At 72.6% G+C, this 12,882-nt stretch carries 12 protein-coding genes; 7 read left to right on the forward strand and 5 right to left on the reverse strand.

Annotated features, from left to right (window positions below; genetic code table 11):
- Nucleotides 1-3 precede the first annotated feature (3 nt).
- Nucleotides 4-1,635 carry a carbamoyltransferase family protein gene (locus tag IEY82_RS26555; protein ID WP_189126936.1) on the reverse strand — a complete coding sequence of 544 codons (1,632 nt, stop codon included), beginning with the start codon at nucleotides 1,633-1,635 and terminating at the stop codon, nucleotides 4-6.
- 171 nt (nucleotides 1,636-1,806) lie between these two features.
- On the opposite strand from IEY82_RS26555, the gene IEY82_RS26560 reads away from it, so the two are divergent.
- Genes IEY82_RS26560 through IEY82_RS26570 form a run of 3 tightly spaced genes read left to right on the forward strand, consistent with a single transcriptional unit; the run spans nucleotide 1,807 to nucleotide 3,671 of the window.
- Nucleotides 1,807-2,415, forward strand: coding sequence for a D-glycero-alpha-D-manno-heptose-1,7-bisphosphate 7-phosphatase (locus IEY82_RS26560; RefSeq protein WP_225263777.1), 609 nt, complete (start codon nucleotides 1,807-1,809; stop codon nucleotides 2,413-2,415).
- Nucleotides 2,412-3,332, forward strand: coding sequence for a glycosyltransferase (locus tag IEY82_RS26565; protein WP_189126937.1), 921 nt, complete (start codon nucleotides 2,412-2,414; stop codon nucleotides 3,330-3,332). Before IEY82_RS26560 ends, IEY82_RS26565 begins: the two co-directional genes overlap by 4 nt.
- A 30-nt stretch (nucleotides 3,333-3,362) precedes the next feature.
- Nucleotides 3,363-3,671 carry a WhiB family transcriptional regulator gene (locus tag IEY82_RS26570; protein ID WP_308016003.1) on the forward strand — a complete coding sequence of 103 codons (309 nt, stop codon included), beginning with the start codon at nucleotides 3,363-3,365 and terminating at the stop codon, nucleotides 3,669-3,671.
- On the opposite strand, the gene IEY82_RS26575 is transcribed toward IEY82_RS26570, so the two are convergent.
- A complete protein-coding gene (locus IEY82_RS26575) occupies nucleotides 3,614-4,099 on the reverse strand; it encodes a peptide deformylase (RefSeq protein ID WP_189126938.1) in 486 nt (161 codons plus the stop codon). The genes IEY82_RS26570 and IEY82_RS26575 overlap by 58 nt on opposite strands.
- A 235-nt stretch (nucleotides 4,100-4,334) precedes the next feature.
- Between IEY82_RS26575 and IEY82_RS26580 the strand changes: the two genes are divergently transcribed.
- The gene (locus tag IEY82_RS26580) at nucleotides 4,335-5,552 is read left to right on the forward strand and encodes a uroporphyrinogen-III synthase (protein WP_225263779.1); all 1,218 of its coding nucleotides are present in this window, start codon (nucleotides 4,335-4,337) and stop codon (nucleotides 5,550-5,552) included.
- Nucleotides 5,549-6,289 carry a sirohydrochlorin chelatase gene (locus IEY82_RS26585; RefSeq protein WP_189126939.1) on the forward strand — a complete coding sequence of 247 codons (741 nt, stop codon included), beginning with the start codon at nucleotides 5,549-5,551 and terminating at the stop codon, nucleotides 6,287-6,289. The genes IEY82_RS26580 and IEY82_RS26585 overlap by 4 nt, the downstream gene beginning before the upstream one ends.
- 111 nt (nucleotides 6,290-6,400) lie before the next feature.
- On the opposite strand, the gene IEY82_RS26590 is transcribed toward IEY82_RS26585, so the two are convergent.
- From IEY82_RS26590 to IEY82_RS26600, 3 genes are all read right to left on the reverse strand, one after another.
- Nucleotides 6,401-6,961, reverse strand: a complete 561-nt coding sequence (locus IEY82_RS26590; protein ID WP_189126940.1) for a hypothetical protein — start codon at nucleotides 6,959-6,961, stop codon at nucleotides 6,401-6,403.
- Between the two features lie 158 nt (nucleotides 6,962-7,119).
- A complete protein-coding gene (locus tag IEY82_RS26595; RefSeq protein WP_189126941.1) occupies nucleotides 7,120-7,974 on the reverse strand; it encodes a PAC2 family protein in 855 nt (284 codons plus the stop codon).
- Between the two features lie 74 nt (nucleotides 7,975-8,048).
- Complete coding sequence (locus IEY82_RS26600) at nucleotides 8,049-8,510, reverse strand: universal stress protein (protein WP_263648561.1); 462 nt, start codon at nucleotides 8,508-8,510, stop codon at nucleotides 8,049-8,051.
- 76 nt (nucleotides 8,511-8,586) lie between these two features.
- On the opposite strand from IEY82_RS26600, the gene metH reads away from it, so the two are divergent.
- Complete coding sequence (metH, locus tag IEY82_RS26605; protein WP_189126942.1) at nucleotides 8,587-12,051, forward strand: methionine synthase; 3,465 nt, start codon at nucleotides 8,587-8,589, stop codon at nucleotides 12,049-12,051.
- A gap of 74 nt (nucleotides 12,052-12,125) precedes the next feature.
- A complete protein-coding gene (locus tag IEY82_RS26610) occupies nucleotides 12,126-12,770 on the forward strand; it encodes an HAD family hydrolase (RefSeq protein WP_189126943.1) in 645 nt (214 codons plus the stop codon).
- Nucleotides 12,771-12,882: the final 112 nt, after the last annotated feature.

Consider the following 12,882-nt stretch of genomic DNA (forward strand, 5'->3'; position numbering starts at 1 on the left):
TGATCAAGAGGCGAACACCTCGCCGCGCCGCACCAGGTAGGGACCCAGCGCCAGCACCTCCACGGGGGAGGAGCCGAAGCACTCCAGCGCGTCGCGGGGATCGTCCACCATGGGACGCCCGGCGGTGTTGAGGCTGGTGTTGACCAGCACGGGCAGCCCGGTCCTCGCCTCGAACGCCGCCAGCACGCGCGCCAGCAGGGGATCCGTCCCGGCCGACACCGTCTGGACACGCGCGGTCCCGTCCACGTGCACCACCGCCGGGATGCGGTCGCGCCACTCGGGACGCACATCGTGCACGAACAGCATGTACGGCGAGGGCAGCGGCCCCCGGCCGAAGATCGCGGCGGCGCGCGAGTCGAGCACCATCGGCGCGATCGGCCTGAACTGCTCGCGCCCCTTCACGTCGTTGAGCCGTTCGGTGTTGCGCGCGTGCCCCGGATGCGCCAGCAGCGACCGGCGCCCGAGAGCCCGGGGGCCGTACTCGGAACGCCCCTGGAACCAGGCCACGATGCGGTCGGCGGCCAGCTCGGCGGCCACGGCGGCGGCCAGGTCGGGCGGCCGTGTGTACGGCACCCGCGCCACGTCCAGCCAGACGCCGAGCTCCTCGTCGGTGAACCCGCGGCCCAGGTCGGCGCCCGGCATGGGCGCGGCCCGCTCACCGTAGGCGTGCGCGAGGTGCAGCGCCCCGCCCAGCGCGGTGCCCGAGTCGCCCGCGGCCGGTTGCACCCAGACCTCGTCGAACGGCCCCTCGTCGATCAGGCGGGTGTTGGCCACGCAGTTGAGCGCGACCCCGCCGGCCAGCGCCAGCCGGCGCTCGCTGGTGCGCTCGTGCAGCCAGCGGACCAGGTCCAGCAGCACCTCCTCCAGCCGCGCCTGCACGCTCGCGGCGAGGTCGGCGTGGTCGGCCGTCCACGGCGCGCTCCGGGGCAGCGCCTTGGCGAAGCCGTTCCAGTCGATCGGCTCGACCCGGAAGCCGCCGTCACCGGTCGCGCGGACGAGCTCGCGGAGGGCTTCGAGATGCCGCGGCCGGCCATAGGAGGCCATCGCCATCACCTTGTACTCGTCGCTCGACCGGAGAAAACCCAGGTGTTCGGTCACCTCCTCGTACATCAGGCCCAGCGAGTGCGGCAGCTCCTGCGCGGCGAGCACCTCCAGCTCGCCGTCGCGGTAGCGCCCGGCCAGGTGCGACACGTTCTCGCCGCGCCCGTCGCAGACGAGCACCGCGCAGTCCCGGTACGGCGAGGCGAGCCCGGCCGAGGCGGCGTGCGCCACGTGGTGCGGCACGAACCGCACCCGGGCCGGATCCAGTCCGGGCAGTGCCGTGGCCAGGAAGTTCGGCGCCCGCAGCGCGTACGTGGTGCGCAGGTCCTCCCAGACGCCCTCGTGCCGGCCGGTCACCAGGGCCGGGTCGTAGGAGTAGGCGACCGCGTCGAGGTCCTCCGGAGCCAGGCCGGCCTCGCGCAGGCACCAGGCCGCGGCCTGCTCGGGCAGCTCCCACGCGGAGAAGGCGAGCGGCCGCTTGCCGTGCTTGCGGCGGCTGAACCGCTCCTCCTCCGCGGCGGCGACCACCCGGCCGTCGGCCACCAGCGCCGCGGCAGGGTCGTGGAAGATCGCGTTGATACCGAGAAATCTCATCGCCGGCCCCCCAAGGATCCGGGAGAACGGCTACCTAGAGAAGCGGCCTCCAAACATCAAGGGGTATCTGAGCTGCGCAAACAGGCGGCCGTGGCGGGGTTGGTCACGGTGCGTGGCTGTTTGCCGGTCCGGCCCCCGGGTAGCTGGCGGGCAGCTCGACGGAGGTGAGAGGTGTTCGAACAACGACGTCCCGGGGCCGTGCTCTTCGATCGTGACGGGACCCTGATCAGGGACGTCCCGTACAACGGCGATCCGGACCGGGTGGAGCCCATGCCAGGGGCGATCGACGCGCTGGTGCGGCTACGCCGGGCCGAGGTGCCGGTCGCCGTGGTCACCAACCAGTCCGGCGTGGCCAGGGGGCTGCTCTCGCCGGACGAGATGGACCAGGTCAACGCCAAGGTGGAGGAACTGCTCGGCCCGTTCGACGCGTGGGCGATCTGCGTGCACGACGACGGCGACGGCTGCACCTGCCGCAAACCCGCGCCCGGCCTGCTGATCAGGGCGGCCGCCGTGCTGGACGTCAGCCCGCGCGACTGCGTGGTCGTGGGCGACATCGGCAGGGACATGGAGGCCGCCAGGGCCGCCGGCGCCCGCGGGATCCTGGTGCCCACCCGGCAGACGCGGCCGGAGGAGATCCAGGACGCGCCGGAGGTGGCCGAGGATCTGACGGAGGCCGTGGACCGGGTGCTGAAGGACGCCCGCCACGAGGGCGGCGCCTTCCAGGGGGCCGTGGCCGGCTCGGCGCTCCGCGTCGGGGGGGCCGACTGGAGCCGTTGGTGAGGATCCTGCTCTGGCACGTGCACGGCTCGTGGACCGACGCGTTCGTGCGCGGCGGCCACGACTACGTCCTGCCGCTCCTGCCCGGCCGGGGGCCCGACGGCCGCGGCCGGGCCCGGACCTACGACTGGCCCGCGAACGCCCGCGAGGTGCCCTGGGACCGGCTGCGCGGCGAGCCGCTCGACGTCGTCGTCTACCAGCGGCCCGAGGAGCTGGAGCTGGCCCGCGACTGGCTCGGCCGCGACCTGCCGGGCGTCTACGTGGAGCACAACACCCCGGCCGGCGACGTGCCCCGGACCCGGCATCCGCTCGCCGGCCGCGACGACATCACGCTGGTGCACGTCACCCACTTCAACGAGCTGTTCTACGACAACGGCCGGGCGCCCACCCGGGTGATCGAGCACGGCGTCCCCGACCCCGGCCCCCTCTACACCGGCGAGCTGCCCCGGGCGGGGGTCGTGGTCAACGAGCCGGTCCGGCGGGCCCGGGTCGCCGGGACCGACCTGCTGCCCCGGTTCGCCGCCGAGGTGCCGCTCGACGTGTTCGGCATGCGGGTGACCGGACTGCCGTACGGCACGTACGAGGATCCGCCGCGGCACGTCATGCACGCGGAGCTGGCCCGGCGGCGCGTCTACCTGCACCCCTACCGATGGACCTCGCTCGGGCTGGCGCTCGTCGAGGCGATGACGCTCGGCATGCCGGTGGTCGCGCTGGCGGCCACGGAGGCTGTCGAGGCGGTCCCGCCGGAGGCGGGCGTGCTCTCGACCAGGGTGGACACGCTGGTCCGCGCGCTCGGCGAGTTCGCCGGAGATCCGGAGCACGCCGCCCGCGCGGGCAAGGCGGCCCGGGCCGCCGCGCTGGCCCGTTACGGGCTGGACAGGTTTCTGGCCGACTGGGATCGGCTGTTCGACCAGGTATGACCACGTATCGCGTGGGTAGGCGTGGTGAGCATGATGATGTTCGACTGGTCACGCGCGGCCGCCTGCCTGACCCTGGACCCGGAGCTGTTCTTCCCGATCTCGACGGAAGGCCTGGGTCACGAGCAGGTGGAACGCGCCAAGACGATATGCCAGGGCTGCCCGGTGCGACAGCCCTGCCTCGACTACGCCATCAGCACCGGCCAGGCGTACGGCGTCTGGGGCGGCACCGATCCGTCACAGCGCCGCGCGCTCGCCGCGAATCCGGCCGCGCGGGGTCACGGTCAGCCCGGAGGCAGGGCGGCGGCCAGGAAACGCTCGCGTTCGCCCGCCTCGAGGTGATCGCTGAACAGCACGCCGTCGAGGTGGTCGTTCTCGTGCTGCAGCACCCTGGCGAGCACGCCCATCGCGCGCACGACCACGGGTTTGCCGAACATGTCGCGGCCACGCGCCGTGACCAGGTAGGAGCGTTCCAGTGGCCACCACACGCCCGGAGCCGACAGACAGGCCTCGTCGGCGGTGACGCGCCGCTCCGACAGCTCCAGTCTCGGGTTGACCAGGTGACCCGACCTGCCCTCGTAGGAGTAGGCGAGCACGCGCAGCGGCACCCCGATCTGCGGGGCGGCCAGGCCGGCGCGGCCGGCCCCCGCGCGGATGGTCGCGGTCAGGGCCTTCACCAGCCCCCGCAACTCACGGTCGAAGTCACGCACCGGCTCGGACACCGAGCGGAGCACAGGGTCGTCGAACATACGGATGGGCCGGACTGTCACCGCAACTCCCCGATTCGTCACGCCGTCCTCCGCAGGATTCCCGCCCCTCCGATGATCAATCCCATGGGCTGGGCGATGTAGCACAGCGGTAACAGGAGAGACCCGTCGGCGAAACGGCGTGAAAGCACTATCTCAGGGTGATCTCACTTCGGATTCACGTGCGTGTGATGCCTGGCCGGGTGCTCGGGGCCCGGCCGGACGCACCGGCCCAGCCGATCCACCTGGAGGTGTCCGCGTGAGCGCGCTCCCCCCTGAGGACTTCACCCCGCCGTACGATCCCGCCGGCACGGGGCCGCGAGATCCCGCCGCCGAACGCCGGCACGAGACCGCGCCCGACGCGCTGTCCGGGTTCACCATCGGCGTCACCGCGACCCGCAGGCGCGAGGAGTTCGGCGCGCTCCTCGAACGGCGCGGCGCCCGCGTCGTGAGCGCTCCGGCGATCCGGCTGGTGCCGCTCGCCGAGGACTCCGGCCTGCTGGCCGCCACCCAGGCCACCCTGTCGGGGCCCGTCGACGACGTGGTGGTCACCACGGGCGTGGGCTTTCGCGGCTGGATGGCCGCCGCCGAGGGCTGGGGCCTGTCCGCCGACCTCGGCGTCCATCTGTCGCGAGCCCGCATCCTGACCCGGGGTCCCAAGGCCAGGGGCGCGGTGCGCGCCGCCGGACTGGACGACCACTGGACCCCGGCCACCGACTCGTGCCTGGAGGTCAAGCAGCACCTGCTGGCCCAGGACCTGCGCGGCCGCCGCATCGCGGTGCAACTGCACGGTGAGCCGCTGACCGAGTTCGTCGGCGACCTGCGGGAGGCCGGCGCCGAGGTGATCGAGATCCCGGTCTACCGGTGGCTGCCCTACCGTGACATCGCGCCGCTGCGCCGCCTCATCACCCAGACGATCTCCGGCGCCGTCGACGCCGTCGCCTTCACCAGCGCGCCCGCCGTGCACGCCATGCTCGGCGCCGCCCGCGCCGAGAACCTGGAGGAGCCGCTCCTGGCCGCGTTCGGCGGCCGGGTGGTGGCCGCCTGCGTCGGCCCGGTCACGGCCGACCCGCTGACCTCGCGTGGCGTACGGACCCTGCAGCCCGAACGGGCCAGGCTCGGCGCGCTGGCCCGCGCGCTGGCCAGACACCTGCCCGAGCACGGCGTGACCCGGGTGGTCGCGGGCGGGCACCGGCTGGAGATCCGCGGCCACGCGGTGGTGGTCGACGGCGAGCTCCGGCCGCTGCCGCCCGCGCCGATGTCGGTGCTCAAGCGGCTGGCCGACAAGCCCGGTCACGTGGTGTCCAGAGCCGAGCTGCGTACCGTCCTGCCGGGCAGCCTGGCCAGGGACTCCGCCGAGCACGCGGTCGAGATGGCCATCACCCGGCTGCGCCGCGCCCTCGGCGCCGGGGGAGTCGTCGAGACGGTCGTCAAGCGCGGCTACCGGCTCGCCTGCTCGCACGAGGCGGGCCTGTGACGCCGGCGCTCGTCCTGGCCGCCCACGGCACGCGCAGCGAGGCGGGGGAGCGGACCCTGTCAGACCTGGCCGGCGCGGTGCGCGCGGTCCGCCCCCGGCAGCGCGTCGAGCTGGCCTACCTGGAGATCAGCAGGCCGCTGCTCGCCGACGTCCTGTCCGCCACGCCCGGCCGCGCCGTCCTCGGCTCGACCGTGTGCGCCGTGCCCGGTCCGGTCGTCGTGGTGCCCCTGCTCCTCACGGGCGGCTACCACGTGCACGCCGACCTGCCCGGCGTGATCGCCGAGCACCGCCCCGACGCGCTCGTCGCCCCGCCACTGGGGCCGCACCGGCTGCTCACCACGGCGCTGGCCCGGGGGCTGGCCCGCGCCGGGCTGCGGTCCACGGACGCGGTCGTCCTCGGCGCGGCGGGCTCGTCCAACCCCTCGGCGCTGGCCGACGTGCGGGCGGCGGCCCACCGGCTGGCCGTACGGCTGGCGCGGCCGGTCACGGCGGCGTTCGCCTCGGCGGGCGCCCCCTCGCTGGAGGAGGCGCTGGAGCGGGTCAGGCAGGGCCCGGCCGGCCGGGTGGCCGTCGCCTCCTACCTGCTGGCCCCCGGCTTCTTCCACGACCGGCTCGTCGCGGCCGGCGCAGACCTGGTGAGCGAACCCCTGGGCGCGGACCCGGACGTGGCGGCCCTGGTCTGGAGGCGCTTCGACGAGACGGCGGCGGCCCTGGCCGGACGGGCGGTGAGCGCCTGACGGGCCGGTCGGCGGACCTGGCGGCGCCGCCGTGACCGGCCGCCCGGCGGCGTCGCCCGGGACCGGTGCGCGGACGGGCCGCGCGGAGCCGGACGGGAGCGTACGGGAGGGTCAGGCCGGTTGCCCGCCGGGCTCCAGGCGCAGCTCGCGGACGATCTGCTCCGCCGCCGCGTCGGGCGGCGGGACCGCCTCGTCGCCCACGAACATCGCGATGTAGGCGTGGTGGAAGCAGCCCGCGAGCAGCAGCCGGGCGGTCGCCACCGGGTCCACCCCGGCCACCACGCGGCCGGCGCGCTGCTCCGCCTCCAGGTAGGAGGCCAGCGGGACGATCTCCGCCATCGGCCCGAGCCCGTGGTCGCGCAGTGCCTCACGGAACCGCACGGTCACGTGGGGCGAGGTGAAGGCGGGCAGCGCGGCCGACTGCACCTCCCCGTAGTAGTCGATGCCCGCCCGCACGATGGGGATCAGGTTGTCGGCCACCCTGCCCTGGCCCACCCGGTGGGCCAGGTCGTGCAGGACGCTGAGCCAGAAGGGGAGGCGATACTGCAGGAGCGCGAGGAAGTGGTCCACCGACCCGCCCGGGCGCTCGTTCCTGACGGACAGAGCCATCTCCAGGACGCGCCGCCTGGCGTCCTGGCTTCGCTGGTGCGGATCTACGTGGGAGGTCGCCATGAGTTGGCCTAACGGTGCGCAGTCACACGGGCAGGGGCGTCACGGGGTCGGCGAAGGTCCGCCTTCAGGAGGCGGATAGGGGTCCCAACTTGGTGCAAGTTTGTACGGTCCCCGATTATTACCCTTAACTCGTGAAAAATCCGTCAATTGGCGGCAAGTCAGCTGTCAGTGTCGGTGTCCCGGTGTCTCAGGTAGCGCTCGAACTCGGCCGCGATCGCGTCGCCACTGGCCTCGGGCAGCTCGGCGGCGTCCTTGCGTTCCTCGAGCTCCTTGACGTACTCGGCCACCTCGCTGTCCTGCGAGGCGAGCTCGTCGACGCCGCGCTCCCACGCGCGGGCCTCCTCGTCGAGATCGCCGAGCGGCATCGGGATCTCCAGCACGTCCTCCAGGCGGCGCAGCAGCGCCACCGTGGCCTTGGGGTTGGGCGGCTGCGCCACGTAGTGGGGGACCGAGGCCCACAGCGAGATCGCGCTGAGGCCGGCCTCGCCGAACGCGTGCTGCAGCACGCCCACGATGCCCGTCGGGCCCTCGTAGCGGCTGAGCTCCAGGTTGGTCGAGCGGGCCAGGCCCTCGTCGGTGGCGCCGCCGATGACCGGCACCGGACGGGTGTGCGGGGAGTCGTTGAGCAGGGCGCCCAGCATGACGGCGAACTCGACGCCCAGCTCGCGGCAGACCTCGATGATGTCGGCGCAGAACGAGCGCCAGCGCATGTTGGGCTCGATGCCGCGCAGCAGCACCACGTCGTGATCGAGGCCGGGCGGGCGGGCGCGCAGCAGCCGCGTGGTCGGCCAGATGATCGACCTGGTCAGCCCGTCGCCCATCTCCACGACCGGGCGGGTGACCTGGAAGTCGTAGTAGTCGTCCGGATCGAGTGCCACCAGGGGCTCGGCCTTCCAGGCGGACTCGAGATGGGCGATCACACCGCTCGAGGCCTCGCCCGCGTCGTTCCACCCCTCGAACGCGGCAATCAGCACCGGATCGACGAGCTCGGGGAGCCCTTCGAGCTCGATCACGTGTCGCCTCCTGTCTCCTCCGTCGCGCTAAGCCTATGCGGTGAGGAGGCGCTCATGTCACGTGGTGACGACGATCAGTGGCGCCCGCCGGACGTGGTGTGGACGATCAGCACGTCACAAGCCGCGCGGTGGGTCACCGCGGACGGCACCGAGCCGATCAGCCGGCCCGCCAGGCTGTTGAGCCCGCGGTTGCCGACCACGAGCAGATCCGCGTGCCGGCGGCCGGCCAGCGAGATCAGCACGTCGACCGGATCGCCCTCCTCGGCCGCGAGGACGATGTCGGTCGCTCCGGCCGCCACGGCGTGCTCGCGGGCCGCGCGCAGCGCGTCGTCGGCCGGTGTGGAGCCGTTGATCTTGTAGGCGAGCTCGCCGAGCCGTTCGGCCGCGGCCGAACGCTCGCTCTCCCTCATCGGAAGGTACGCGCAGGCCAGGACGAGGGTGGCGCCGGTCGCCCCGGCCAGGGACGCGGCGGCGCGGACGGCGCGGAAGGAGGAGGCGGAACCGTCGGTGCCGACCAGGACGGTGCGATAGGCCATCAGAACCCCAATTGGACGTGATGTTCAATTGACTGTCGGCAGAATAGCGTTCCCGGGCAGCCGTTAGGCTTGGCGCATGAGCAGCCGTCCCTCGTTCCGTGAAGTCCTGTCCCAGCGCGTGGTCGTCGCCGACGGGGCCATGGGGACGATGTTGCAGGCCCAGGACCCCACCATGGACGACTTCCAGGGGCACGAGGGCTGCAACGAGGTGCTCAACGTCACCCGGCCCGACATCGTGGGCGGCGTCCACGACGCCTACTTCGCGGTGGGCGTCGACTGCGTGGAGACCAACACCTTCGGCGCCAACCTCGCCGCGCTCGCCGAATACGACATCGGCGAGCGGGTCTTCGAATACTCCGAGGCCGGCGCCCGCATCGCCCGGGAGCGCGCCGACCACTGGTCGACCCCCGACCGGCCGCGCTTCGTGCTCGGCTCGATGGGCCCCGGCACCAAGCTGCCCACCCTGGGCCACCTGCCCTACGTCAGCCTGCGCGACGCCTACCGCGACAACGCGGCCGGCCTGATCGCGGGCGGCGCCGACGCACTGATCATCGAGACCTGCCAGGACCTGCTCCAGGTCAAGGCCGCCGTCATCGGCGCCAAGCGGGCCATCGAGGCGGCCGGCCGCGACGTGCCGATCATCGCCCAGGTGACCATCGAGACCAACGGCGCGATGCTGCTCGGCTCCGAGATCGGCGCCGCGCTCACCGCGATCGAGCCGCTCGGCGTCGACCTGATCGGCCTCAACTGCGCCACCGGCCCCGCCGAGATGAGCGAGCACCTGCGCTACCTGGCGCGCCACTCCAGGCTGGGGCTGTCCTGCATGCCCAACGCCGGTCTGCCGGTGCTGACCTCCGACGGCGCCTACTACCCGCTCAGCCCCGGTGAGCTGGCCGGCGCCCACGAGACCTTCACCCGCGACTACGGCCTGTCCCTGGTCGGCGGCTGCTGCGGCACCACGCCCGAGCACCTGCGCCAGGTCGTCGAGCGGGTGCACGGCAAGGAGCCCGTGGCCCGCCGCCCGCACCCCGAGCCGGGCGCCTCCTCGCTCTACCAGACCGTCCCGTTCCGCCAGGACACCTCCTACCTGGCGATCGGCGAGCGCTGCAACACCAACGGCTCCAAGGCCTTCCGCGAGGCCATGCTCGAAGGCCGCTGGGACGACTGCGTCGAGATGGCCCGCGAGCAGGCGCGCGGCGGCGCGCACCTGCTCGACCTGTGCGTCGACTACGTCGGCCGTGACGGCGTGGCCGACATGAAGGAGCTGGCGTTCCGCCTGGCCACCGCCTCCACCCTGCCGATCATGCTCGACTCGACCGAGTCCGAGGTGCTGCGGGCCGGCCTGGAGATGCTCGGCGGGCGCGCGGTGGTCAACTCGGTCAACTTCGAGGACGGCCGAGGTCCGGGGTCCCGCTTCCACAAGACGATGACCGCCGTCCGCGAGCACGGCGCCGCGGTCGTCGTCATGTGCATCGACGAGGACGGCCAGGCCCGCACGGCCGAGGAGAAGGTCCGCATCGCCGGCGAGACCATCGACGCCCTGGTGGCCGACTGGGGCATGAAGGTGCCCGACATCATCGTCGACTGCCTCACCTTCACCATCGCCACCGGCATGGAGGAGAGCCGCCGCGACGGCCTGGAGACCATCGAGGGCATCCGCCGGCTCAAGCGGCGCTACCCCGAGGTGCAGACCACGCTCGGCCTGTCCAACATCTCCTTCGGCATCAGCCCGGCCGCGCGCATCGTGCTCAACTCGGTGTTCCTCAACGAGTGCGTCAACGCCGGGCTCGACTCGGCCATCGTGCACGCCTCCAAGATCCTGCCGATGTCGCGCATCCCCGACGAGCAGCGCCAGGTCGCGCTCGACATGATCTACGACCGGCGGCGCGAGGGCTACGACCCGCTGCAGCGCTTCATCGACCTGTTCGAGGGCGTCGACGTCGCCGCCCTGCGCGGCGGCAAGGCCGCGGAGCTGGCGGCGCTGCCGCTGTGGGAGCGGCTCAAGCGGCGCGTCATCGACGGCGAGAAGAAGGGCCTGGAGGCCGACCTCGACGCCGCGCTGGAGCAGCGGCCCGCCCTTGAGATCATCAACGACGTGCTGCTCGACGGCATGAAGACCGTGGGCGAGCTGTTCGGCTCCGGGCAGATGCAGTTGCCGTTCGTGCTGCAGTCGGCCGAGGTGATGAAGACCGCGGTCGCCTACCTCGAGCCCCACATGGACCGGGTCGAGGGCGAGACCAAGGGCCGCATCGTGCTGGCCACGGTCAAGGGCGACGTGCACGACATCGGCAAGAACCTCGTCGACATCATCCTGTCCAACAACGGCTACGACGTCGTCAACCTCGGCATCAAGCAGCCGGTCTCGGCCATCCTGGAGGCGGCCGACGACCAGAAGGCCGACGTCATCGGCATGTCCGGGCTGCTGGTCAAGTCGACGGTCGTCATGAAGGAGAACCTCGAGGAGATGAACTCCCGGGGCATCGCCGAGCACTACCCCGTGCTGCTCGGCGGCGCCGCGCTCACCCGCGCCTACGTCGAGCAGGACCTGGCCGAGCTGTTCCGGGGCGAGGTCCGCTACGCCCGGGACGCGTTCGAGGGCCTGCGGCTGATGGACTCGTTCATGGCGGTCAAGCGCGGCGTCGAGGGGGCGACGCTGCCGCCGCTGCGCGAGCGCCGCGTCAAGCCGGGCGCGGTGCTGCGGCGCACCCCCGTCGAGGAGTTGCCGGCCCGTTCCGACGTGGCCGCCGACAATCCGGTGCCGGTGGCGCCGTTCCACGGTGACCGCATCGTCAAGGGCATCTCGCTCAACGAGTACGCCGCCTTCCTCGACGAGCGCGCCCTGTTCCTCGGCCAGTGGGGGCTCAAGCCGACCAGGGGCGGCAGCGGGCCCGACTACGACGAGCTGGTCGAGACCGAGGGCCGGCCGCGGCTGCGGATGTGGCTCGACCGCATCCAGACCGAGGGCCTGCTGGAGGCGGCCGTCGTCTACGGCTACTTCCCGTGTGTCAGCGACGGCGACTCGCTCGTCATCCTCGACGAGGCGGGCGGCGAGCGCACCCGCTTCACCTTCCCGCGTCAGCGGCGCGACCGCCACCTGTGCTTGTCCGACTTCTTCCGGGCCAAGGACTCCGGCGAGGTCGACGTGGTCGGCTTCCAGGTGGCCACGATGGGCGGCAAGGTCGCCGAGGCCACGGCCGAGTTGTTCGCCAAGGACGCCTACCGCGACTATCTCGAGCTCCACGGCCTGTCGGTGCAGCTGACCGAGGCGCTGGCCGAATACTGGCACGCCCGGGTCCGCTCCGAGTGGGGGATCGGCGGCGACGAGTCGCTCGACGACATGCTCAAGGTCAACGTCCGAGGCTGCCGCTACTCCTTCGGCTACCCTGCCTGCCCCAACCTCGAGGACCAGGTCCAGCTGTTCCAGCTGCTGGAGCCCGAGCGCATCGGGGTCACCCTGTCGGAGGAGTTCCAGCTGCACCCCGAGCAGGCGACCTCCGCCCTGGTCGCGCACCATCCTGAGGCCAAGTACTTCAACGTCTGACCGCCTCGACGGCCCCCGGTCCCCGGCCGGGGGCTTTCGCGACGGCGCTCATGGGACAACCGATCGGGGGATGCATGGAAGCGGTCTTCTTCGACATGGACGGGCTGCTGGTCGACACCGAGAAGGTGTGGCTGGAGATCGAGACCGCCGTGATGGGGCGGCTCGGGAGCGCGTGGACCCCCGAGCACCAGGTCCAGCTCGTCGGCGGCTCGATGGAGCGCACGGTCGCGTACATGCTGGCCGTGTCCGGCTCGTCGGTCGCACCCGAGACGCTGCGCGAATGGATGATCGAGGGCATGGTGGAGCGGTTGTCCGGCGGTGTGCGGATCATGCCGGGCGCCGCCGAGCTGCTCGACGCCCTGCGCGACGACGGCGTCCCGGTCGCGCTGGTCACCTCGTCGCTCCGGGAGATCGCCGACGCCGTGCTCAAGGACGTCGGCCGTGACCGCTTCGACCTCGTCGTCACGGCCGACGACGTCACCCGCACCAAGCCGCACCCCGAGCCCTACCTGACCGCCGCGGGGCTGCTGGACGTGCGGCCGGCCCGCTGTGTGGTGCTGGAGGACTCACCCAACGGCGTCGCAGCGGCCGCGGCGGCGGGCTGCGCGGTGGTCGCGGTGCCCAGCCTGCTGCCGATCGACCCGGCGCCGGGGCGGCTGGTCGTCTCCTCGCTCGCGTCCGTCGGGATCCCTCACCTGCGCACCCTGATCGGCGCCTGAACGCGTCCCCTAGGCCGTGTTTCATAAGGCGCGGAGCCACTGGTTGATGGCGGCGATGGTGAGTGTGGCCTCGTAGCGGACGGCGAGCTTGTCATAGCGGGTGGCCATGCCA

The organism is Nonomuraea cavernae, assembly GCF_014646355.1.
GTDB lineage: Bacteria > Actinomycetota > Actinomycetes > Streptosporangiales > Streptosporangiaceae > Nonomuraea > Nonomuraea cavernae.